The following is a 22,787-nucleotide window of genomic DNA, read 5'->3' as shown; positions in this document are numbered from 1 at the left end:
GCGCCCGGTCAGACACTCGCGCGCTTTTGCTAGGGTGGGCCGTGGACCAGGCACCCGCCGCCAACCCCAGCTTGCTGCGTCGCTTCATGCGCTGGTCGATGGTCGCCGCCGCGGCCTTGCTCGCGCTGCTCGTCGCCGTGCTCTTCGCTCGCCCCGAGGCCCTGCTCTTTCACCCCCTGCCCCACGTGGGCACCACCCCGGCGAGCATCGGCTGGGACTTCGAGGCGGTCGAGCTGCGCACCGAAGACGGCGAGACCCTGGCGGGCTGGTACCTGCCGGCGGATCCCCAGGGCGCCCTCGCCAGCCAGGCGATCGCGGTGCTCTACTGCCACGGCAACGCCGGCAACATCGGCGGGCGCATGCCGGCCCTCGAGGGCCTGCGGCCCCTCGGCGTGTCGGTGCTGATCTTCGACTACCGCGGCTACGGTGAGAGCAGCGGCCGCCCCACCGTCCCCGGCACGCGCCTCGACGTGGACGCGGCCTGGCGCCACCTCGTCGAGGTCCGCGGCTTCACGCCGGCGCAGATCGTGCTGTGGGGGCGCTCCCTCGGCGGCGCCATCGCCATCGACCAGGCCGCCCGGCAAAGCGAGGCCGGCGCGCCGCCGATGGCCGTCGTCGTCGAGTCGAGCTTCACCTCCACCCTCGAGCTCGGCGCCGAGCTCTACCCCTGGCTGCCCGTGCGCAGCTTGGGCAAGGGCCTCGAGTATCCCTCGCGCGAGCACATCGCCACGGTCAGCGCGCCCGTGCTGATCGCCCACTCCCCCGACGACGACCTGATCCCCGCGGCCCACGGCGACGCGCTGCGGGCCGCCGCCGAGGCCGGCGTCGCGCCGCGGGTGGACTTCGTCTCACTCACCGGCGGGCACAACGGCGGCCACCTGACCCAGGCCCGCTACCGAGACGCGGTCGTCGACTTCCTGGCAGCGGCAGGGACGACAGGAACGATGGCAGGCGCGCGCGCAGCTCAACCGAGCTTGCGGTAGGCGTCGGGCTCGATCTCGAAGCGCTCGATCCAGCGGTGGATCTCTTTTTGGTCGCGGTGCAGCGCCCGCGCGACCTCGGCCGTGTCGCCGCCGCTCTTGGCCAGCTCGCTGACGAGCTTGGCCCGCAGCTGGCTGACGCTCTCGGGGCTCTGGGGCATGTCGCGGCGGCTGGCGAGGATCTCGTCGAGGAGGTCGCGGGAGATCTCGTCGCCCCCAGCGAGGATCGAGGCCGTCGCCAGGGTCTGGTGGAGCTCGCGGACGTTGAACGGCCAGGTGTGGCTGAGGATGCGTCGGAAGGCCCGGGTCGCCAGCTTGACCTTGCCGCCGGTGACCACCCGCGTGAGCACGCCGAGGTCCTCACGGCGGCGGCGAAGCGGAGGCAAGGTCGCGGCGAAGCCGGCCAGGCGCGAGTAGAGGTCGGGGCGGAAGTCGCCCGACTCGACGCCCGCGCGGATGTCGTGGAGGGTCGAGCAGATCACCCGCACGTCGAACTTGCGCGGCTGCTGCTCGCCCACGCGCATGACCCGACCCTCGGCGAGGGCCGCGTGGAGCTTGGTCTGGGCCACGGCCGAGAGCTCGCCGAGCTCGTCGAGGAAGAGCGTGCCGCCGTCGGCCTGCTCGAAGATCCCCGGGGTGTCCTCGTCGGCCCCGGGGAAGGCCCCACGGCGGTGACCAAAGAGCATGGAGTCGACCCGCTCATCGGACAGGGCGGCGAGGTTGGCCGCCAAGAACGGCCCAGGTCGCTCGCTGAGCTTGTGCACCGCCCGCGCCGTGACCTCCTTGCCGGTCCCGGTCTCGCCGTGGAGCAGCAGGGGCACGTCGCTCTTGGCGAGGCGCAGCAAGGTGCGCTGTGTCGCGCACAAATTGGGGTTGGAGGTGCCCGAGGGGTCGAGGAGCTTGACCGGCTCCGGGGGCAGGTCCGCCTGGTTGACCTCGCGGATCATCCAAAACGAGCGCCCGACTTCGAACACCTGCCCCGGCAGCAGCCGCGCCATCCCGGGAATCGGCTGGCGCTCGATGTGCGTGCCGTTGCGGCTGTCGAGATCGCACAGCTCGAACTCGAGACCCGTGGCCGAGGGGATCACGCGCAGCTCGGCGTGGCGACCGCTGATCCACCCGAGGGGGATCCTCATGTTGAGGTCGTCGCCCTCGCGCTCGGCGACGATCGCCTCGCCGCTGACCCGCCCGAAGCGAACCTTGGCGAGGCTCTCGACCGCCCACACCTGGCCCGCCCCAGCGAAGTCGTTCTCGCTCGACCCGATGTAGATCAGCCACGCGTGCGAAGGGCCCCGGCGATGAAGCTGCGGGGAGTCGTCGGAGAGCGTCTCTTCGGGGATCGTCACGTCCATCACCAGCCGGAGTGGAGGCCCGCGATTCTAACCGGCTTTTGGCCGCGGGCACATCCGCGCCCGCAAAGCGGCCGCTAGCGGCCTCTAGCGGCCTGTGCGGCGCCATCCGCACTGGCGCAGGCCGACACCTGATCCCGGGGTATAGTCCGCGCCGCCCATGAGCCTGCAAAACACCAGCTTCCTCGACGCTTGCCGCGGCCATCGTCCCGAGCGCACTCCGGTGTGGCTGATGCGCCAAGCAGGGCGCTATCTCCCCGAGTATCGCGCCATTCGGGCCAAGGTCTCCTTCCTCGAGCTGTGCCGAACTCCCGAGCTCGCCGCCGAGGTCACCGTGCAGCCCATCGATCGCCTGGGCGTCGACGCGGCGATCCTGTTCTCGGACATCTTGGTGGTCTTCGACGCCATGGACGTGGCCGTCGAGTTCAAGCCCGGCCCGGTGCTCCCTCAGCCCGTCCGCACCCGCGCCGACATCGAGGGCCTGCGCTGGGGCGACCCCGTGGCCGAGGTCTCCTATGTCATGGACGCGGTTCGGGCCTGCAAGCGCGCGCTGGCGGACCGCGTGCCGCTGATCGGCTTTTGCGGCGCGCCCTTCACCACCTGCAGCTACCTGATCGAAGGCGGCGGGAGCCGCGACTTCCTCGAGGTCAAGAAGCTGATCTTCAGCGCCCCCGAGCTCTTTCGCCAGCTCATGGCCAACATGAGCGCGCTGCTGGCCGACTACCTGATCGGCCAGATCGACGCGGGCGTCGACGCCGTGCAGATCTTCGACAGCTGGGCCGGCGCCCTCGGCCCCCGCGACTACGTCGAGCACGTCCTGCCCCACACCCGCGCCCTCGTCGAGCGCGTCCAGGCCCACGTCCCCGCCGGCCGCGAGCGCGTCCCGGTGATCCTCTTCGCCCGCGGCAACGCCAACCTGCTCGCGCACACGGCCACGATCCCCGCCGACGTGCTCGGCGTCGACTGGAGCATCGGCATGAGCGAGGCGATCGACATCGTCGGGCCCGAGCGCGTGGTCCAGGGCAACCTCGACCCCGGCGTGCTGCTCGGGCCCAAGGCGCTGATCCACGCCCGCGCCCAGGAGATCGTCGCCGCCGGCGCCAGGGCCAAGGCCCACGTGTTCAACCTCGGCCACGGCATCTCCCGGGTCACCGACCCCGAGCACGCCAAGGCGATGGTCGACGCGGTCCACGAAGCGCCCACAGCAAAGCCACGACGCCATGCACGCCTCTGAATTGAGCATGCTCGCTCCGATCGCCGCGCCCGCCCCTTCCGCCCCCGCCCGCAAGTGGGGGCGGATCGCCCCCCTCGCGGCCAGCGTCTTGCTGCTGGCCTGCCCCAAGCAGGCCAGCGAGCCCACCGCCGAGCCAGCCGAGCCCCCGCCGGCCGAGCCAGCCGCGCCGATCGTCCCCGAGGAGCCCGCCAAGTTCTCCGCTGGCGAGACCCTCGAGGCCACGATCCCCCTCGTCGGCGGTGAGTCCCTCGAGCTCGCCAGCTTGCGCGGCCGCCCGGTCCTGCTCGAGATCTCGGCCAGCTGGGAGCCCGGCTGGGACGCGGCCCACACCCTCTACGCCGAGCTCCTCGCCGAGCACGAGCAGCTCGCGGTGATCGTGATCGCGGCCCAGCCCGAGGACCAGGACATGCTCGAGCTCGACCCAGGGATCCACGCGGGCTGGGACCCCGCCGGGGCCCTCGCCGCCAAGTTCTCCGTGGCGATCTTCCCGACCATGTTCGTGCTCGCCCCCGACGGGCAGATCCTCGCGGTCCTCAACGGCTGGGACGAAGGCGTGCGCGCGCGCCTGCGCGAGGCCGTCGCCGCCGCCGCTGGCGGCTGATCCCCCTACGGCTCCGGGTCTCGGCCCGGAGCTTGGTCCGGGTCTCGACTACACCGGCGGCGGCAGCGGCGGTGTGCTCACGAGCGCAGTCGAGCTCGCGCAGCGCCATCGCCATCGCCCCCCAGAGCCTACAGCTCCCCCAGGGCGGACAGCTCGCCAATGATCGCTGGCGGACGCGGCCCGAGCATGTCAGGCCAACATCGAGTCAGGCGTGAGTCAGGCGCGCTTCCCCGGCGCGCCTGACTCCGGACGTTGATTCAGCACGAAACAACGTCATACGAAAACGCCCCAAGCAAAGACGACAAACAAATAGCCCAATTAATCAAACGATGATGATGACTGGGCAATCATGGATACTATCCACTATCGCCTCTCCCGAGGACGGGACCACCCCACACCTTCTGCCTCGATAGTCAACGCCTCACTTTCGAGCGAGGCCATGGAAAAGACGCATGAAAACCCAACTAAAGCCCATACTCATTGCGACATTGTTCGCGCTCTCACTGAGCCACACGGCGCAGGGAGCCGACCACACCGACTCGCCTGCGGCCGCGGCCGACTCCGCCGTCGATCTCGCCGACTTCTACGCCTGGCACACCGAGAGCGATCACCTGGTCCTCGCCGTGAATTTCGCGGGCCTCGCTAGCCCCGGGGCCGACGCCACCTACGACGCCGAGGCCCTCTACGGCTTCCACGTCGACCGCGACCAGGACGGGGTCTCGGACCACGACATCTGGATCCGCTTCGGACAAAACGGCGCGGGAGAGTGGGGCGTGCAGGTCAGCGGCCTGCCTGGCGAAGATCCCCTGGTCGGCCCGGTCGACACGGTGCTGACCAGCGACGCCGGCAGCATGGCCTTCGCCGGCCCGCGCGAGGATCCCTTCTTCTTCGACTTCGAGGGCTTCCTCGCGACCCTGGACACCGAGACCCTCGCCTTCGATCCGACGCGCGACAGCTTCGCGGGCACCAACGTGACCTCGATCGTGATCGAGACCGGCCTCGACGGCGTCGCCGACGGCTCCACCAACATCGACGTCTGGGCCACGGCCGCGCGCAAGGGATGAGCACCATGAAGACGACGATGAAGATCAACACGACGCTGTTCAACGCCAGCTTGCTCACCTTCGCGGCCATGTTTGCGAGCGCCTGCTCGGACGACGGCGAAGGCAACGACGACGAGGTCGGCGACACGACCACCGACACCACAACCGACGCCGGCACCGACACCGACTCGGACACCGAGACCACGGACTCGGGCACCGATACCGACACCGACTCGGACACCGACACCGGTGAGGACCCCTTCGTGTTCGACGAGTCCGCGCCCGAGGCCTACTCGCAGGTCGACCGCATGGGCATGCCCGCGATCAACACGGCGGTGATCACCTCCAAGGACGCGTACAACGCCGACAGCCCGGAGTCCGACATCCAGGGCGACTACGCCGGAGAGATCAGCGACAACCTCACGGCGATCCACTCGATCCTCGACGACGACCTGATCAGCCTGGCGCTCGTCCCCTGCGCCGTGGACGACTGTCTCGGGCAGGCCGGTCCGCTGGTCATCCCCGACACTCTCAAGCTCGACCTCGAGACCACGGCCGGCTTCCCCAACGGGCGCCGGCTCAGCGATCCGGTGATGGACGTGACCTTGGCGGTGGTCCTGCTCGACTTCACCATCCCCGGCCAGGACGCGGCCGCCCTCGTCGGCGCGCTCAACCCCACGGAGAACGACGTCCCCTTCCTCGACGAGTTCCCCTACCTCGCCGCGCCCAACTGAGCGCGAGCCCGCGACGCGGCGCGAATCTGATCTGATCGACGGGGCCACGGAGGGCCCCACGCCGCGGCGTGCTCAGATCGGGTTACAGGTGATCGCGAAGACCAGCATGATCAAGAAGATCACCAGGCATATCCCCATGCCGATGGTCCCCTGTCCGATGCGATCCTCGATGCCGTAGTACCAGTCGTCGAAGGCGCTCGGCTTGGACACCCGCGTGGCCGCGTCGACGAAGAGCTCGCCCTCGCCCGCCTCTTGTCCAGACTCGAGCTCGACGCCCTGCTCCTCGGCCTGTCCCGACATCGACCTTGAAAAAGCACCGATCCCCGGTGAGCGCAAGGCTCTGGCCGATCTACGCCAATTGTGCGCGCGCCAGCCCCCTTGGCGCCGCGTTCCACCAGCGTTTAGACGTGTCGCCACGCCGCCCGAGAGACGCTCAGAGCTCTGCGTCGATCCTGGGGGTCTGCGCGAGGCCACGCTCGAGCAGGCAGCGCCCAGGATCGACGACCTCGCCCCGCCGGTAGCGCGCGAGCAGCTGGCGCGAGCGCTCGGCGAGCAAGCGCCGGACCTCGCGGCGCATGCCCTTGACCCGCGGGATGCTCATCGAGTCGTAGGCCGTGGTCTGGTGGCGCAGCCAGGCGATGGTCGCGGCCTCGGCCCGACGCTCGAGCGGGATCCGCTTGGTCCGCGCGACGGTGCCGCTGCCCACGGGCACGGCGTGGTCGGCGATGGCCTTGGCCATGCGCTCAGCGAGCCCGGCGTAGCGCGGAGCGAAGGCCAAGAAGGTGAGCACGGCGACCTCGAACTCGTCGGCGTAGTCGGCCTGCTGCTTGGCCCGGCGCACGCGATCCCCAGCGAGGCGCCGCGCGTAGCTGGGGTCGGCGCGCTCGACCTCGAGGGACTCGCGGGCGGCCTCGATGTTCTCGGCCGGCGCCCAGACCCCGCGCGAGAACACCTTGCGCCCGCGGCGATGCTTGACCGTCCAGCTTGGGCCGGCCTTCTTGACGCGCCGGGTCAAGGTCGCGTCGCCGGGCAAGAGCAGCTCCCAGCTCTCGGGGACCGCGAGCATCTCCCCGCTCGGGCCGATCACCTTGCGGGCGTCCGGGCCAGGGCCAACATCGAGGGTCTGGGCGTAGACGGAGGCCTCCATGAGCCTGTGCTCGATAGCCCACCGCAGGCCGAAAGTCGATGCTCGACCCGATCTCAGCCGCAGCCTCCGAGCTCGCCCTCCCCCCGCTCGAGCGCGAGGTCGTCGACGAGCAGCGCGCCGCCGGCTCCGTCCACGTCCGAGATCCGCAGCTCGATCGCCGTGACCGCCGAGAGGTCCACGCCGGCCTCGCAAAAACGCGTCAAGGGCAAGCGGACCGGCCGCAAATAGTCGATGGCGTGGCAGTCGTCGCGGATCCACGCGCCAAAGGTCTGCGGCGCGAAGCGATCCGCCGCGGGGATCCGTCCGGCTTCACCCAGGTCGAGGTCGCCATCGCCAAAGCGCAGCTCGGCCTCGCCTTCCGCGTCGAACAAGCGTAGGCCGAACACGGGCAGCTCCACGGGCGTGGGCGAACAGCCCTGCGCACCGTCGAAGCCTCGACCCACGCGCAAACTCAGCGCCGCGTAGTCACGCAGATCACCGAGCCCGGCGGGCAGCTCGACGCGGACCACCGGGCTCGCCCCCGCCGACCAGCGCAAGCCCAAGCCGCGGGACAGGTTGCCCGTCGACCAGGGCGCGTCGAGCTGCGCCAGCTCGCCGCCCGTGGCCTCCGCGAAGCCGTCGAGGCTCAGGCTCGGCCCACCTCCGGGCTGGACGATCGTGTCGCCCTCGAAGTCGAGCAGCGCGCGGCGAGCCGCGGCGCCGTCGCTGAGCCCCGCGAACACGCCGGGCTCCCCGACCCAGCTCGCCGCGACCGAGGCCGGGACGCGCTCGCCCGTGAACAGCTCGCGGTAGCCCTCGCGCCCGAGCAGCCGCCACATCAAGAACCCGCCGATATAGGCCCGCGCCACGCTCCAGTGACCCTCGGCGTCGAGGCTGGCCTCGAGCTCCCCGCTGCCGGCGGCCAGCAGGCCCTGGTGAAAGCGCTGGTGCGTGGCCCCGTGGATCCACGCCAGCGCGTTGACCCGCTCGGGGTCGCCCGCGCGGGCGAGGTCGAACCAAGCCAGCGAGGCCCCCGGCGTCTCGGGGTCGCGCGCGCCCTGGAGCGTGAAGTAGGCCGGCGTGGCCGCGGGTGAGAGCGCCCGCTGACCGGTGCGCGTGGGCGCGAGGGCGACGATCGCCTCGACCTCGACGCCCTCGCCGGCGATGCCATCGGCGATCGCCTCGGCCGCGAGGGCCACGGCCGCGCCGCCGCGGCTGTGGCCGATCAGCGCGTAGCGATCCTCGAGGCGCGCGGCCTCGGGCCACTCGCCGCGCAGGCACTCGAGGTAGACGAGCAGCCGGTTGGCGCGGAAGGTGATGTCTCGCCCCGGCGTCCCGTCGAAGGCCGCGATCACCACGCCGTTGGCGGCCACGTGCTCGAGCAGATCGTAGTAGTCGGCCGGGTCCTGGCTGGCGCCGTGGGTCAGCACGGCGACGGGCAGCGCCTGCGCAGGCCAGCTGCCCTCGGCGTCGACCGCCGGGCGGACGATCACGCTCTCGAAGCGCTGGCCCTCGAGGTCCACGCAGCTGTCGAGGTGCTCGACGGCCACGAAGGCGTGGGCCTGGACGCAGCCCGGGTCGTCGCCCTCGCAGGTCCGGGGGCGCACGGCGTGGACCCCCGGGGCCGGCGTCGAGCAGGTCTCGCCCCGGGCCCCGGGGTCGCAGACGCAGCGCGCGGGGCCCTCGGCCTGGGCCTCGCACGCGCCGTGGCCAAAGCAGCACTCGCGCACGCCGTCGAGCTCGCGGCAGGCACACAGCGAGCCCTCGCTCGCGTCGGGCTCGGAGTCGGCCGGCTCGCAGGCGGTCAGGCCCGCGAGCGCGAGCGCGAGCGCGGCGATCATCGAGGCGCGCACCTCGTCATGGTAGCGCCTTCGCACCCACCAGCGCCGCCTTGGCCTGCCCCCCCGACCTCTCAGCCCCGACCTGCTACCCTCGACGCCATGCGACCCGCGCTCGTCAGTGCCTGCGCCCTCGCCTGGCTCGTCGCCTGCACCAAGCCAGAGCCAGAGCCCACGCCCTCCGCCAAACCGAGCAAGCGCCGCGGCGCCGGCTCGCTGAAGCTGCGCGCCGAGCCGGAGCCCGCGCCCGAGCCCGCGCAGCCCGTCGAGCGCGTCGAGGCCCCTTTGCCCGCGCAGCCCGCCGGCCAGTGGTGGTGCCTGTGCTACCAGCGCGAGGGCGCCGAGGGTCCCGAGCCGATGACCGCCTGCCGCGAAGATCGCGAGCAATGCCGCAAGCTCGAAGGTCGCGTGGCCAAGGGCAGCAAGGAGATCATCGCCGGCTCGCTGACCCAGTCCTGCCTCCAGATCTCTGGCAACCATCCCAGCGACGCCGCCGGGACCCACGACCAATGGCAGCCCTCGGCCCTCGCGGGGTCCTGGGCCAGCGAGGGCGTCTGCCAGCTCTCGGGCCTCGTTCGTGGCTCGGACCCGGCGCCCACGCAGCCCGAAGACGCGCCCGAGGAGCCGCCCGACTTCCAGCTCGACTTTCTACGCAGCGAGCTGATCGGCGACTTCGCCCTCGGCCAGGGCACCGCCAAGGTCCGCCACGCCCTCGGCAAGCCCGAGACCAAGTCGGCCATCGTCGAAGAGGCCGCGACCGGCGAGTGGGTCCAGACCTGGACCTACCCCGAGGGTCTGAGCTTCATGATGAGCGCGGACACCGAGGGCGGCCCGCAGACCATCAGCACGATCTCCATCGAGGCGCCGAGCAAGCTGAAGACGCGCCGCGGGATCGGCATCGGGGCGCGCCGCGAGGCGGTCGAGCGCGCCTACGGGGACGTGCGCAACCCCGAGGAGGAGTTCGGCGAGGACGACTTCGTCGCCGGCTCGATCTACGGCGGGCTGATGTTCCACTTCGAGGGCGACGCGGTCGAGAGCGTCTTCTTGGGCGCCGCCGCCGAATAGATCGACAAAGGGGGCTTTGCGAAAGCCCGCTTCAAAACAAGCCCACGAGGTCGTAGATCGCCTCGCGCAGGCGCATGAGCTCGGTGACCATGCCCTGGTTGCCCTCGTGCATCGCCAGGCCCGTCGCCCGGGACTCGGCGACCAGCGCCTCGACCAGCGCGGGCGCCAGGCCCAAGCTCGCGCCGAGCTCCACGCAAAAGTCCCGCTCCTCGTCCGAGAGCCCGTCGATCGCGGCGATCGTCGCCGTCCCCGAGAGCACGTAGCAGGCCTTGCGACTCGCCGGGGGGAAGAGCGCGGCGACGTCGTCGACCCGGGTGGTCGAGGCGTCGAAGTCGAGCACGTGCTGCTGAATGCTCTGGGGCAGCCCCGAGATGATCAGCAGGTACTTGAGACCGACGAGTTCCTCGCGGCTGAGGCCGTCGATCCCGGCCACGCACTTGATCGCCTTTGTCAGGTTGATCTCGTCGGCGAGGCTCATGGCCACGCCCTCGGCGCGGACCGAGTCGCGGAGCATCACCTGCTCGGCGCGCTCGCGCTCGCCCGGGTCGAGCTGCTCGAGGAAGCGGGCGGTGCTCTCGGCGATCGGGTTGTTGCTCATCGCGGCCTGTCCGCGGTCAATTTGCCACGCCTGCCCGCGCGTCTCAATCACGACGAGGGCACGACGAGGGCACGACGAGGGCACGACGAGAGGGCTGTTTCGCTCAGGGCCCGCCGCCGACACGCCCGTGTGTCGAGCGCTCGGCGGTGGGCGGCCGGCCATGGGCCAGACTCTCAGCCCCTGGGCCCGCGGTAGCTGGCCAGGGCGCGCAGCAGCATGCGCTTGGCCTGCTCGAGGTGCTCGTGATCGCGCTGGTGCGGGCCGCGGCCGCCGTGCGGCCAGCGCTGGACGAAGCGCATGCGGCCCTCGGCGGTCCAGTAGGTGATCAGCCCCGAGGAGCGGTTGCCCCCCATCATCTCGAGGGCGCGCTCGAGCACCGCGATCTTGACCGCGTCCTCGGGCTCCCAGTCGGGGTCGCCGACGATCGCCACGCCGAGCTCGTGGGCCGCGTCGGAGAGCAGCCCGCTGGCCTGCTCGTCGCGCAGGCGCAGCCACATCTCGTCGAAGCCCTCGCGCTCGCCCGTGGCCTGGTAGGCCAGGGCCAAGTTGATCGTCCCGCTCGCGCGCGCGGGGTGCCAGCGCACCGACTCGCGCAGCTCCTCGATGGCCTCGGCGTGGCGGCCGAGCTTGCGCTTGGCCTCGCCGCGGTAGACGTAGATCGCCGGGCCCTCGGTGTTCTTCATGACCTCGACGCCGTGGGCGTTGATCGCCAGGCAGCCCTCGGGGTCGTCGGCGAGCAGGTTGAGGGTCGACAGGCCCATGTAGGCCCAGCGCGTGCCCTCGACGAGCTCGACGGCCTGCTCGAGGTCGGCGCGGGCGAGCTCGAAGTTGCCCAGCCACAGGTGGAGCTCGCCGCGGTGGCAGATCGGCAGCGAGGAGCCGGGGTAGCGCGGGAGCATCTCGTCGAAGAGCGCGAGGCACTCCTCGCCCGGAGCGACGCGCAGGAGCTGGAGGATCCACCGCGACTCGAAGCGGCAGCCGCTGCGCGCGTGCAGCCGCTCGAGCCCGCCATCGACCACGTGGGTCGCGTAGATGCTCCGGTTGCCGCGCAGGGCCGCGAGCGCGGCCTCGACCGCGGCCACGGTGTCGTCCACGTCGCGGCTGTCGAGCGCCTTGCGGCCGAGCGCGGGCGCGAGCTCGACGAGGGCGGCGGCGAACTCCTCGGTGCGGTTGGGGGTGATGTTCTCGAGCGGCGCGTTCTCGGAGTAGGCGACGATCAAAAAGCGCAGCAGCCAGGCCACGAACAAGAACCCGCCGGCGTTCATCGTGCCCTGGTGGAGCTGGGCGTGGGCCTCCTCGTAGCGCTCGCTTCGCAGGTAGGCCTCGGTCAGCCACACGTGGGCCTGATACTCCTCGACCCTGCTGGCGATCGCCCGGGTCAGCAGCTCGATGGCCGCGTCGTAGTCCTTGGCGAGCACGGCCAGGCCGCCGAGCATGCGCAGGGCCCCGGCGTGCTCGGGCGCGAGCGCCAGGGCCTGCTCCGCGCGGGCCTGGGCGGCCGCGGCCTCGCCCTTCCAGCTGTGGATCTCGGCCAGCTGAACGTGGACCTCGGGCTGGTTGGGGTCGAGCTCGAGCGCGCGCTCGAGGCAGGCCACGGCGAGGCCGAAGTCGCTGGCGTCGACCGCCACGCGGGCGCCCTCGAGGCGGTAGATCAGCTCCGGGCGCTCGCCGTCGGTGTCGGCCAGCGCGAGCGCGCGCTCGAGGGCGGCGAGGGCCTGCTCGCGCTGATCCAGGCGGGCGTGCAGGCCCGCCGCCTCCATCCACAGGTGGGGGGTCTCGGGCGCGATCTCGAGGGCACGCAAGGCGTGCTCGAGGGCCTTGGTCCAGTGCCGGCCACGGGTGAAGAAGCGCACGGCCTGGGCGTGCCAGGCCGCGTGCTGGGGCTCCTCGGAGACCGCCAGCTCGAGCAGGTGGCGGACGTCGTGCTCCCAGCCCAGCCCGCCGGCGGCTCCGATCGCCAGCTGTCGCCCGCGTCGGCGGGCCCGCGGTGAGAGCTCCCCGGCCTGCTCGAAGAGATCGAGGGCGCGCTGATAGTCGCGCGTGGCGAAGCAGACCATCCCCGCGGCCAGGCTGATCACGGGGTTGTCGGCGCGGTGCTCGAGGGCCGCGTCGACGTCGGCCCTGGCCGAGCCATAGCGCCCCTCCTGGGCCAGGTAGCAGGCTCGCAGCAGGCGAGGGAAGGCGCTCGGGGTGTCGAGGATGCGGCGGACCAGGGCCGAGTCGAAGCGCCCAGCCTCGAGCTCGCTGAGCAGCTGCTCGGTCACCTTCGAGTTTCGTCGCTGCATCATCTCGTTGGTGCTCACCGCGGAATGGTCGCCCAGTGCCGACCTCGCGACAAGGGTCGACCCCCCGCCCGCGAGGCACCGCGCGACCGCGCGTATGAAGCCCGCGAGATCGGTGTCACAATGCCGACTAGTGGTTGTCCCCCTGGCCGGCTATTCGACCCGGAGGATCTTGCGCGCGTCACCCAGGGCGCAGGTCTACGAGGCCGTGCGCAAGCGCGACGACAGACCCGTCGTCGCCAAGGTCTTCGAGCTGCGCGACGGCGGGGTCGAGGCCCGGGTCGAGCACGAATTTCGCCTGCTCCAGCAGCTCGACGTCGAGGGCGTGGTCCAGACCCTGGGCATCGAGCGCGCCGGCGACCAGCTGGTGTTGCTGCTCGACTACATCGCCGGCAGCAACCTCGCGCAATTCACCGGCGGGCAGCCGATGACCGTGGACCAGTTCTTGCCCACGGCCCTGAGCCTCGCGGCGACCCTGGCCCGGGTCCACGAGCGCCGCGTCGTCCACCGCGACATCAAGCCCAGCAACGTGCTCGTCGAGTCCGAGACCGGCGCGGTCTTCCTGGTCGACTTTGGGATCTCGGTGCTGCTCGAGCGCGAGCGCGCCCACCTCTACGACCCCGAGGTCCTGGCCGGGACCTTGCCCTACGTCTCCCCCGAGCAGACCGGGCGGACCACCCACGAGGTCGACTTCCGCAGCGATCTCTACTCCCTGGGCGCGACCTTCTACGAGCTGCTGACCGGGCGCCGCCCCTTCGAGGCCGCCGAGCCGCTCGAGCTGATCCACGCCCACCTCGCGCGGCGCCCCAAGCCCCCCAACGAGCTCGTCGCGCTCCCGCGGACGATCGCCGCGATCGTCATGAAGCTGCTCGAGAAGGCCCCCGAGCACCGCTACCAGTCGGCCAGCGGCTTGCTCGCCGACCTCGAGCGCTTCGCCGCGGCCCGGGCCCGCGGCGAGCTCGACCCCGCGTTCGCGCTCGGCGGTCGAGATCACCCGACCACGCTCCAGCTGCCCCACCAGCTCTACGCCCGCGCCGGCGAGCGGGCGGCGATCGAGCGCGCCTTCGAGGCCGTCCGCGAGCATGGCCAGCGCCGCCTCGTGCTCCTCGCTGGCGGCCCCGGCCTGGGCAAGACGGCGCTGCTGCGGACCATCGCCGCCCCGGTCAGCGCCGCCGGGGGCTACGTCGCGATCGGCGACTTCGGGGGCCACGGCCGCACCCAGCCCTACGCCGGGTTCATCGCGGCCTTCGCCAGCTTGGTCGAGCAGATCCTGACCGAGAGCGACGAGCGCATGGCGAGCTGGCGCGAGCGCCTGGGCCGGGCGCTCGGCCCGATCGCCGGCGTGGCCGCAGCGATGATCCCCGAGCTCGCGATGATCCTCGGCGAGCTCCCCCCCGTGCCCGCGCTCGAGCTCGCCGAGGGCCGCAACCGCCTGCACCTCGCCCTCGCCCGCTTCGTCTCCGCCTTCGCCGAGGTCGGGCCGCTGGCCGTGCTGCTCGACGATCTCCACCGCGCCGACAGCGAGAGCGTCGAGCTGCTCCGCGCGCTGCTCGACGAGGGCGCCGAGCGCCCCGTGCTCTTCGTGGCCAGCTACCGCGAGGACGCCCTCGCCGAGGATCACCCGCTGCGCGCGCTGATCGCCCGACCGCAGGTCACCGGCCTCGCGCTGCGCCCCCTGAGCGTGCCCGACCTCGAGGCCATGCTCCGCGACGTGCTCGGGCGCGAGGGCCCCGCGCTCACCGAGCTCGCCCGCCAAGTCTCGCGCAAGACCGGCGGCAGCCCCCTGCTCGTCCGCCAGCTCCTGCTCCGCCTCGAGGCCGAGCGCCTGCTCCAGCCCAGCCCCACCGGCTGGCGCTGGCAGCCCGAGCAGGTCGCCGCCGCCAGCCCGCCCGAGGACCTGCTCGAGGTCATGCAGCTCACCCTCGCCGAGCTCGAGCCCGGCCCCCGCGCGCTGCTCGAGCTCGCCGCCTGCGCTGGCCCGCGCTTCGAGGCCAGCGCCCTCGAGGGCGGCTCGGGGCGCCCGCGCGAGGCCGTGGCCGCGGCCCTCTTCGAGCTCGAGCGCCGCGGCCTGATCCACCCCAGCGGCCAGGGCTACGCCTTCGGCCTCGAGCGCATCCGCGAGGCCGTGCTCGAGGCCATCGACCCCGAGACCAGGCGCGGCCTGCACTGGCGCCTGGGCGAGCACCTGCTCGCCCGCCACGGCTGCGATCCCGAGACCCTCGGCGAGCGGCTGTTCGAGATCATCGATCAGCTCGACGGCGGCCTGCCCATGGCCGACCTGCCCCAGCCGCGGCGCTCGCTGCTGGTCACGCTCAACACCCACGCCGGGCAGCGCTCCCTCGACCGCGCGGCCTGGGGCGCGGCGCGGCGCTACTTCGAGCTCGCCGCCGACTTGCTCGAGGCCGCGGCCGAGCCCCACCCGCTGGCCTTCGCCGCGACCTTCGGCCGCGCCCAGGCCATGGCCTTGCAGGGCGACACGAGCTCGGCCGACGCCGCCTTCGCGGCCCTGCTCGAGCGCCCGCTCTCCCAGGTCGAGCGCGCCCGGGTCCTCGCCCGCCGGGTCCGCATCCTCGAGCTGCGCGAGCAGGTCGACGACGCCCTGGCGACCGCGCTCGCGGCCCTCGCCGAGTTCGGCGTCGAGCTACCCGCCGAGCCGCGCATGGCCCAGGTCGCCCTCGCCTTCATCCGCGCCCAGCGGGCCCTCGCCAGGATCGACCGCGAGACCCTGCTGACCAGAGCGCCGGTCAGCGACCCGCGCGAAGACGCGATCTTGCACCTGCTCGACGCCGCCCGCGGCCCGGCCTGGTTCAAGGCGCAGAACCTTTGGGCGATGATCACCGCCCACCACGTCGAGCGCTGCGTTCGCGCCGGGCACCACCCGACCGCCCCGCACTCGCTGGGCTCCATGGCCATGGTGCTGATCACCATGGCCAAGGTCCCCCAGGCCCGCGCGCTGGTCGAGGACGCCGTCGCCCTGGCCAGCGCGCGCAGCAGCACCCCGGCCGCGGCGATCAGCGCCCGGGCCAACTCGCTGACCATGGTCGGGCCGCAGTGCCGGCCCTTTTGCGAGGTCGCCGGGCCGGCAGAGGCCGCCCAGCTCGAGGCCATCGAGGCCGGTGAGCGCGACGCCGCCGGGCTGATCGCCGCCTTCGGGCTCATCAACCACCTCGAGGCCGGGACCCACCTGCGCGAGATCATCGAGCTCGACGCGCGCGTGCGGGCCGTCGACGACAGCTTCGGCACGCCCGAGTTCAAGGTCGTCGCGGACTTCACCTCGCGGCTGATCGCGGTCATGGCCGGGGTCGAGGGCGCCAGCTTCATGACCCTCGACGAGGTCAGCGTCGAGCTCAGCTCGCTGACCCGCTACGCGGTGATCTGTGGCGAGGTCTGGGGCCGGGCGCTGCTCGGCGAGGTCGACGAGGCCTGGGCCCTCGTCGAGCCGCTGCTCGGCGACTACGAGCGCGTGCTCATGGGCTCGGTGGTCGTGCCCCGCGTCGCGATGCTCGCGGCCTTCCTCGCCGCGCGCCGCTCCCTCGGCCGCGGACCTCGCCAGCGCCGCGTGCTGCTCGCCTGCGTCCGTCGCCAGCACAAGGTCATCTCGCGCTGGGCCGAGATCTGCCCGCAAAACTACGCTGCCATGGCCGCGCTCGTCAGCGGCGAGCTCGCGGCCATGCGCGGCAAGTCGGGCCGGGCCCTGCGCCAGCTCGAGGCCGCCCACGCCCTGGCGACCAAGCACGACGCGCACTACGTCGCCGGCCTCGCCAGCCTCGCGATCGCCGACTGGGCCGGGCGCGAGGGCCTGGGCTCGGCCCGCGAGGGCGCGCTGCTGCGCGCGCGGGCGGCCTTCGAGGAGTTTGGCGCCTGGGGGCTGGTCGCGGCCCTCGACGCCCGCCACGGCCTCGGCGGACACCTCAGCCCGAGCGCCTCCCAGACCCTCACCCAGACCCTCACGCACAACACGAGCCTCGACGCCCCCGCGGCGGAGGGCGCGAGCCCCTCGCACCCGAGGCTGCTCTCGGCCTCGCTTGGCGCGGGCAACTCGGGCCTGTCCCTCGACCTCGCGACCTTGCTCTCGACCATGCAGATCATCAACGAGGCCCTCGACCTCGAGCAGGTGATCAGCAGGGTGCTCGGCGCCGCGATCGAGAACGCCGGGGCCGACCACGGCTTGCTCTTGCTCGAGCGCGACGACGAGCTCACCCTGGTCGCCGAGGGCGGCGCCCGCGAGCCCGCCGCGTTCATGGCCGAGCCGGTGCCCCTGGCCCTCGCCCACGAGCGCCTGCCCGTGTCCGCCGTCCACTACGTGCTGCGCACGGGCAGCGCCGTGGTCGTCGACGACGTCGCCGACTCGCGCTTCGCCGCCGACCCCTACCTGCGCCGCGAGGGCGTGCGCTCGCTGCTGTGCATGGCGATCGTCAAGCCCTCCGGGCGCGTCGGCGCGCTGGTCCTCGAGAACCGCCTGACCCCCGGCGTGTTCTCGGCCCAGCGCCTCGAGATCCTGCGCATCCTCCTGGCCCCGGCCGCCAGCGCCCTCGACAACGCCCGGCTCTACGCCGCGCTCGCGCGCAGCGAGGCCCAGTGGCGCTCGCTCGTCGACGGCATGCCCGACATCATCGCGCTGATGGACGCGCAGGGCCGGCTCGAGTTCGTCAACCACCTCCAGCCCTACGCCGCCGACCCCAGCGTGGTCATCGGCCTGAACACCGAGCAGAGCCTCGCCGAGGCCTCGCGCGAGGTCTGGCGCGAGGCCTTCGCCAGCGTCGTGGCCGGGGGCGGCCCGCGAGAGATCGAGATCTGCATCAGCCCGGCCGGCATGCCCGCGCGCTGGTACATGACCCGCCTCGCCCCGGTCGCCGGGGGCGACGTCACCAAGTACCTGTCGATCTCCACGGACATCACCCAGCGCAAGCAGCTCGAGGCCCAGGTCCGCCAGCAGCAGCGCCTCGAGTCCATCGGCACCCTGGCCAGCGGCGTCGCCCACGAGATCAACAACCCCGTCCAGGGCATCCTCAACTACGCCGAGCTGATCCACGAGCACGCCGAGGACTGCGGGACGGTGCGCGAATTCTCGGCCGAGATCACCCAGGAGTCCGAGCGCGTCGCGACCATCGTCCGCGACCTCCTGGCCTTCTCGCGCCAGGAGGTCGACCTCCAGCGCGAGCGGGTCTCGGTCCCCGCCCTCGTCGAAGCCACGCTCTCCCTGGTCCGCGCCGTCATGCGCAAGGACGACGTCCGCGTGCTCGTCGACCTGCCCGAGGATCTCCCCGAGGTCCACTGCCGCGCCCAGCAGATCCAGCAGATCATCATGAACCTGGTGACCAACGCCCGCGACGCCCTCAACGAGCGCTACCCGGGCTTCCACGACGACAAGCGCATCGAGTTCTCGGCCGCGGCCTTCACCCGCGCGGGCCTGCCCTGGGTGCGGCTGAGCGTGGCCGACCGCGGCGCAGGCATCCCCGAGCCGATCCGCGCGCGGATCTTCGACCCCTTCTTCACCACCAAGGGGCGCGACAAGGGCACCGGCCTCGGCCTCGCCGTCAGCCACGGCATCGCCACGGACCACGGCGGCGAGCTGCACGTCGAGAGCGAGGCCGGCGTCGGCACGCGCTTTCACCTCGAGCTCCCCGCCCAGGCCGCGGCCAGCTCCCAAGCTGAGCAGCCTGATCGAGCTGATCAGGCTGAGCAGCTTGATCGCTAGCGCATCCCCGGCGGCGGGAGGCGCTCGATCAGCGCGCGCGCGAGGGCCATGCGGTCGCCCGCAGCCGGCAGGTACCAGTCACCATTGACCAGCCGCCCGCCCATCTTCGCCCGGCCACACACGACCTCGGGGAAGTAGGGCAGCAGGTGCTCGGCCATGCCCGCCGGGAGCAACGCGCGAACTCGTGGGCGTTCGTCATCGACCTCGTTGTCGATGCCCAGGGCCAGCGTGTGGTCGATCGTCACCGGGACGCCGATACGCGGGGTCTTGCCGTTGCTCGCCTCGAGCCCCGGCAAGAACACCAGCTCGGGGTCCATGGGCTCGTAGCGCCAGACCAGCGGCTCGTACTTGCGCACCGCGGTGTCGAAGCAGCACAGGGCGATATGCCAGCCGGGGTACCAGCTCATGTAGTAGCTGAGCAGCAGGGGATCCACCTTGGGCCGCCTGCTCTCGGGCACCCCCTCGAGCGCGTCCTCGATGTCCCCGAGGCTCGCCGACTGGGCGAGCACGACGCTGTAGTTCCCGCTCTCGAACACCTGAGTCTTGCCCGAGAAACCGCGCGGCGTCGGCGATGAGAGGGCGTCGCGATAGCGCTCGAGCAAGCCCCGGCAGCTCGAGACGTCGAGCAAATTGTCCGGGCCCATGGGCGCGGCCGCGGGCAGCGGCAGGATCATCGCGTTGGGACCCCCGCTGAGGTTCTCGGCCAGGTTTTGATAGCCGAGCACGTGCTCACACCGCCCTTTGATCACCACGGAGCGACCGTAGAGGACCGTCGATGAGAAATGTGCGGGGGTGAGCGAGACGGACATGGCAGTGGGGGTCTCCAGATGCTGGCACGCACGACTCGCTGGCGAGCCGGCAAAATGCGCGCTCAGGTTGAAAATGGGCGCAGCTCGTCCGTGCCGTAGAGACTCACGTAGCCGCGACGCACCCCCCAACAGCGAGCCTGCTGGCTGCACGTGACGCAGACCGGCGGCTTCTCGAACTCCGCGGCCGACTCGCCGACGCCGAGCTCCGCCGGCGAGAGCTGCTCGTAGTCCCCCAGCCCGTCGGGCTTGAGGCAAAGCGGGATCGCACACATCGACTCGAAGCCGGTCACTGTCACGCCGAGGGCGCGCGCGCGCTCGAGGCCGGCGAGCAGCGGGGCGAAGACCTCGGAGTAGCGGGGGATCAGCGCCTGCGTGCGCGGGACCAGATCCGTCGACGGGGCCACGAACGAGAAGGTCAGATCCGCCCGCGGCCAGCGTGAAGCGACGAGCTCGACCACCGCGGGGAAGTCCGCGGCGTTTTGCTGGCACATCACGAAGTTGACGCGCACGCCCACCTGCTCGTGCCGCGCGAGCTGATCCAGGCCGGCGACGGTCTTGGCCCAGGTCCCCGGCGCGTTGGTCACGGCGTCGCAGATCTCGGCACGGCTGCCGTGCAGGGACACGAAGGCGGTGTCGATCCCAGCCTCGACCACCGCGCGACACAGCGCGGGATCGGCCAGGCGTATGGCGTTGGTCTGGAGCTCGATGGCCGCGACCCCGGCGGCCTTGGCGTGGCGCACGTAGTCGCACAGCGCCGGCGCCAGCGTGGGCTCGCCACCGGACAGGGCCACCGCCGCGCCGGCCGAGGCGGCCGCGTCGATCGCCGCGTAGATCGCCGCCGACTCGGCCTTGGGCAGGTGCGTGGACACGAAGCAAAAATCGCAGGCCTGGTTGCAGCGAAACTGCACGCGGATCGTGTGCACGACCCAGGTGTTGCCGGCCGTGTCTCGGCCGAGGTCATGGGAGACCAGCTCGCGGGCGATCTGGGCGTCGACGTCGGCGACCAAGGTCAGCCGTCGGCGCGCGCGGTCGGCCTGGATCGGCGCCGGCGCGAGGCTGGGGTCGCGCTCGAGATCGGGGATCGGGAAGCCCGGGCAGCGATCCGCGACCTGGCAGCCAGCGCAGCCCTCGGGGCGCGCGTAGCCGGGGCGCTCGGCCCCGCCGCGGGTCAGCGAGAACAGGTGGCCGCTGCGCCCCGGCGCGCGAAACAGACAGGGCGGGGGCGTGCGATCCATGGCCAGGCGGACGCGCGGCTCGGCCGCGCCCGCGGGTAGCTCGAGCTCGCCCAGGGCGCGGTCGCAGGCCTCGATGGCCGCGACCGCCTCGCGCAGCGGCAGGGGATCCGGGTCGCTCGGCAGGCGCAGGTGGACCGCCGCGGGGACCAGGCCGCACGCGTCGAGCAGCCGCGCGCAGAGCGTGGGCGCCTGCGCCAAGTTGGCGCGCAGCAAGGGCAGCTCGACCTCGACCGCGAGGCCCCCATCGCTCGCTGCCGCTGCCGCTGCCATGAACCCGGCCCGCGCCCGGGCGAAGCTCCCGGCCACGCCCGTGACCGCTTCGTAGGTCTTCTCCCAGCCGAACAGGTGCAGGCGCAGGCGGTCCAGGCCAGCCGCGCGCAAGGCTCGAGCCCGCTCGTGATCGAGGCCGACGCCCGTGCTCTCGACCACCACCTCGCCCACCCGCGCCCCCGGCCCGGCCTCCTCGGGGCGCGCCACCTTCCCGGCCTTGGCGAAGGCGATCAGCCGCTCGAGGTCGCGGCGCAGCAGCGGCTCCCCGCCGGCGAGCACCAAGCTGGTGAAGCCGCGCTGCTTGGCCGCGGCGATCTCTCGTGGCGCCGCACGCACGACCTCGGCGCGCTCGCGTGGCTCGCAGGCGCAGTGGCGGCAGCGCAGCGGGCAGCTGCGGTTGGTCTCGACGCGGACGACTCGCACCGGGCTCTATCCTACTTCACCATGACCGCCGCCGTGACCTCGCCCTGACCCCGCCCTGTCCCTCGCCCTACCCCCGCCCTTCATTGGGGGTTGAGCTTCGAGCAGCCCGCGAGGTCCGCGGTCCCGCTGTTCGTCGGGATCGGGTCCTCGTAGAGCAGGCTCTCGGCCAGCTCCGGGGGCTGCGCGAGGTCGAGGATGAAGATGTCGTCCTCCCCGCGGATGTCCATGGCCACGATCTCGTCGGCCTCGCCCACGAACACGATCCCCGCGGCGTAGATGTCCTCGGGGCCCTCGACCGCCGAGAGCACCGTGGCCGTGGCCCGGTCGACCTCGAGGTAGCGGCTCAGCGGCTCGGGCGGGGGCGGCCCGGGCTCGTTGGCCGAGATGAACATCGCGCCGTCGAAGCGAAAGGCCACGTCGCTGACGTGGGTCGAGTACACGCTGACCGGCTCGCCCGCCTCCGTGAGCGTCGTCGGCCCGTCGAGGAACTCGCCCGAAGCCGGGTCGACCCGAGCGATGCGGACCTCGGTCGGCTCGTTGCGCTCGTAGGTGTCGAAGACCGTCACCCAAAGCTCGCCCGCGTCGTTCATCGCCGCGCCCATGACCCACACGCCGAGGCTCGGCCCGATCACGGCGAGCTCGCCGCTGTCGACGTCGACCGCGACCAGCTGGCTGCCGCTGTCGAGGTCCTCGGTGTCCCCGGCGAAGCCATAGACCGCGTTGCTCGGGTCCGTGTACATCGCGTCGAGGTGGCGCGCCTCGCCCTCGATGGTGGTCTCGGGGCTGAGCGCGATGTGGCTGCCGTCGACCGACAAGGTCGCCAGCTGGCAGACGTTGGCCAGCGGGCTCGCCTGGCCAAAGGGCGCCCCCGCGCTCGCGCACTGGACCGCGTTGAAGCCCGAGATACAGGGCTGGCCGGGCTCGAGGCACAGGTAGCCGCACTCGGTCGCGCAGCTCGAGTCGCAGCCGTCGCCGCCGACGAGGTTGCCGTCGTCGCAGGCCTCGTCGCCCTCGACGATCGCGTCGCCGCAGCCCTCGGCGCCCTCGCTGGTGTCCGCGGACTCGCTGGTGTCAGCGGACTCGCTGGTGTCCTGCGTGTCCGTCGACTCCCCCGTGTCCTGCGTGTCCGTCGACTCGCTGGTGTCCTCCTCCGTCGTGCCCTGGGAGGTCGAGCTCTCGCCGACGTCCTCGTCCGTCGAGGACGCCTCCTCGTCCGTGCTGCTCTCCCCCTGCGTCGCCGCCTCGGTCCCCTCATCGCCCCCCTCGCCCTGATCGCCAGCGCTGTCCGAGCAAGCGAAGAGCGCGAGCGAGGCAAAGCCTCCAGTGAGGACCAAGGACGCGCGGGCGTGCTTCATCGGCGGGCAGACTACCACCGACCCCGCCCAGCCAAGCACCGCTGGGAGGCCGCGCGCGCCGTCAATCGCCGTGCCGGCGCCCCCCCACGAGACCGGACCGGCGACGCCGGCGGCCGAGCACGCACGCGCGCATGACCGCCAGCGGCC

General features: G+C 72.2%; 16 protein-coding genes. 7 read left to right on the top strand and 9 right to left on the bottom strand.

The features are described from left to right. Positions 1-41 precede the first annotated feature (41 nt). The gene (locus G6O69_RS16045) at positions 42-983 is read left to right on the top strand and encodes an alpha/beta hydrolase (RefSeq protein WP_172304374.1); all 942 of its coding nucleotides are present in this window, start codon (positions 42-44) and stop codon (positions 981-983) included. On the opposite strand, the gene G6O69_RS16040 is transcribed toward G6O69_RS16045, so the two are convergent. Next, the gene (locus G6O69_RS16040; protein ID WP_172304373.1) at positions 965-2,332 is read right to left on the bottom strand and encodes a sigma 54-interacting transcriptional regulator; all 1,368 of its coding nucleotides are present in this window, start codon (positions 2,330-2,332) and stop codon (positions 965-967) included. The genes G6O69_RS16045 and G6O69_RS16040 overlap by 19 nt on opposite strands. A gap of 157 nt (positions 2,333-2,489) precedes the next feature. Between G6O69_RS16040 and hemE the strand changes: the two genes are divergently transcribed. From hemE to G6O69_RS16020, 4 genes are all read left to right on the top strand, one after another. Continuing rightward, the gene (hemE, locus tag G6O69_RS16035; protein ID WP_172304372.1) at positions 2,490-3,563 is read left to right on the top strand and encodes a uroporphyrinogen decarboxylase; all 1,074 of its coding nucleotides are present in this window, start codon (positions 2,490-2,492) and stop codon (positions 3,561-3,563) included. Further along, positions 3,550-4,164 (top strand): hypothetical protein, encoded by a 615-nt coding sequence (locus tag G6O69_RS16030; protein WP_176396878.1) that lies wholly within the window; start codon positions 3,550-3,552, stop codon positions 4,162-4,164. The genes hemE and G6O69_RS16030 overlap by 14 nt, the downstream gene beginning before the upstream one ends. A gap of 488 nt (positions 4,165-4,652) precedes the next feature. Next, a complete protein-coding gene (locus G6O69_RS16025) occupies positions 4,653-5,228 on the top strand; it encodes a DUF4331 family protein (RefSeq protein WP_172304370.1) in 576 nt (191 codons plus the stop codon). A gap of 5 nt (positions 5,229-5,233) precedes the next feature. Next, positions 5,234-5,941: a DUF4331 family protein gene (locus tag G6O69_RS16020; RefSeq protein ID WP_172304369.1), complete on the top strand. Its 708-nt coding sequence runs from the start codon at positions 5,234-5,236 to the stop codon at positions 5,939-5,941. 72 nt (positions 5,942-6,013) lie between these two features. Here the strand turns inward: G6O69_RS16020 and G6O69_RS16015 are convergent, their stop codons facing one another. The 3 genes from G6O69_RS16015 to G6O69_RS16005 all read right to left on the bottom strand — a co-directional run bounded on the left by G6O69_RS16015 (position 6,014) and on the right by G6O69_RS16005 (position 8,920). Continuing rightward, positions 6,014-6,241 (bottom strand): hypothetical protein, encoded by a 228-nt coding sequence (locus G6O69_RS16015; RefSeq protein WP_172304368.1) that lies wholly within the window; start codon positions 6,239-6,241, stop codon positions 6,014-6,016. Positions 6,242-6,374: 133 nt separating this feature from the next. Further along, positions 6,375-7,088, bottom strand: a complete 714-nt coding sequence (locus G6O69_RS16010; protein WP_172304367.1) for a DUF2293 domain-containing protein — start codon at positions 7,086-7,088, stop codon at positions 6,375-6,377. 53 nt (positions 7,089-7,141) lie between these two features. Then, a complete protein-coding gene (locus tag G6O69_RS16005; RefSeq protein ID WP_172304366.1) occupies positions 7,142-8,920 on the bottom strand; it encodes a hypothetical protein in 1,779 nt (592 codons plus the stop codon). 87 nt (positions 8,921-9,007) lie between these two features. On the opposite strand from G6O69_RS16005, the gene G6O69_RS16000 reads away from it, so the two are divergent. Then, positions 9,008-9,970 (top strand): hypothetical protein, encoded by a 963-nt coding sequence (locus G6O69_RS16000; RefSeq protein WP_172304365.1) that lies wholly within the window; start codon positions 9,008-9,010, stop codon positions 9,968-9,970. Between the two features lie 31 nt (positions 9,971-10,001). On the opposite strand, the gene G6O69_RS15995 is transcribed toward G6O69_RS16000, so the two are convergent. Both G6O69_RS15995 and G6O69_RS15990 read right to left on the bottom strand, forming a co-directional pair. Continuing rightward, positions 10,002-10,568, bottom strand: a complete 567-nt coding sequence (locus G6O69_RS15995) for a hypothetical protein (RefSeq protein ID WP_172304364.1) — start codon at positions 10,566-10,568, stop codon at positions 10,002-10,004. 173 nt (positions 10,569-10,741) lie between these two features. Beyond that, positions 10,742-12,871 (bottom strand): tetratricopeptide repeat protein, encoded by a 2,130-nt coding sequence (locus tag G6O69_RS15990; RefSeq protein ID WP_172304363.1) that lies wholly within the window; start codon positions 12,869-12,871, stop codon positions 10,742-10,744. Positions 12,872-12,983: 112 nt separating this feature from the next. Here G6O69_RS15990 and G6O69_RS15985 point away from each other — a divergent pair, with 112 nt between their 5' ends. Next, a complete protein-coding gene (locus G6O69_RS15985; protein ID WP_172304362.1) occupies positions 12,984-18,548 on the top strand; it encodes an AAA family ATPase in 5,565 nt (1,854 codons plus the stop codon). Here G6O69_RS15985 and G6O69_RS15980 read toward each other — a convergent pair. From G6O69_RS15980 to G6O69_RS15970, 3 genes are all read right to left on the bottom strand, one after another. Then, on the bottom strand, positions 18,545-19,357 hold the full coding sequence (locus G6O69_RS15980; RefSeq protein ID WP_172304361.1) for a hypothetical protein: 813 nt from the start codon (positions 19,355-19,357) through the stop codon (positions 18,545-18,547). The two genes, G6O69_RS15985 and G6O69_RS15980, sit on opposite strands and share 4 nt — an antisense overlap. A gap of 62 nt (positions 19,358-19,419) precedes the next feature. After that, positions 19,420-21,285, bottom strand: a complete 1,866-nt coding sequence (locus G6O69_RS42175) for a radical SAM protein (protein WP_172304360.1) — start codon at positions 21,283-21,285, stop codon at positions 19,420-19,422. Positions 21,286-21,365: 80 nt separating this feature from the next. Continuing rightward, positions 21,366-22,640 (bottom strand): myxococcus cysteine-rich repeat containing protein, encoded by a 1,275-nt coding sequence (locus G6O69_RS15970; protein ID WP_172304359.1) that lies wholly within the window; start codon positions 22,638-22,640, stop codon positions 21,366-21,368. Positions 22,641-22,787: the final 147 nt, after the last annotated feature.

This window comes from Pseudenhygromyxa sp. WMMC2535 (genome assembly GCF_011083025.2).
This window is presented reverse-complemented; position numbering and strand designations above follow the sequence as displayed.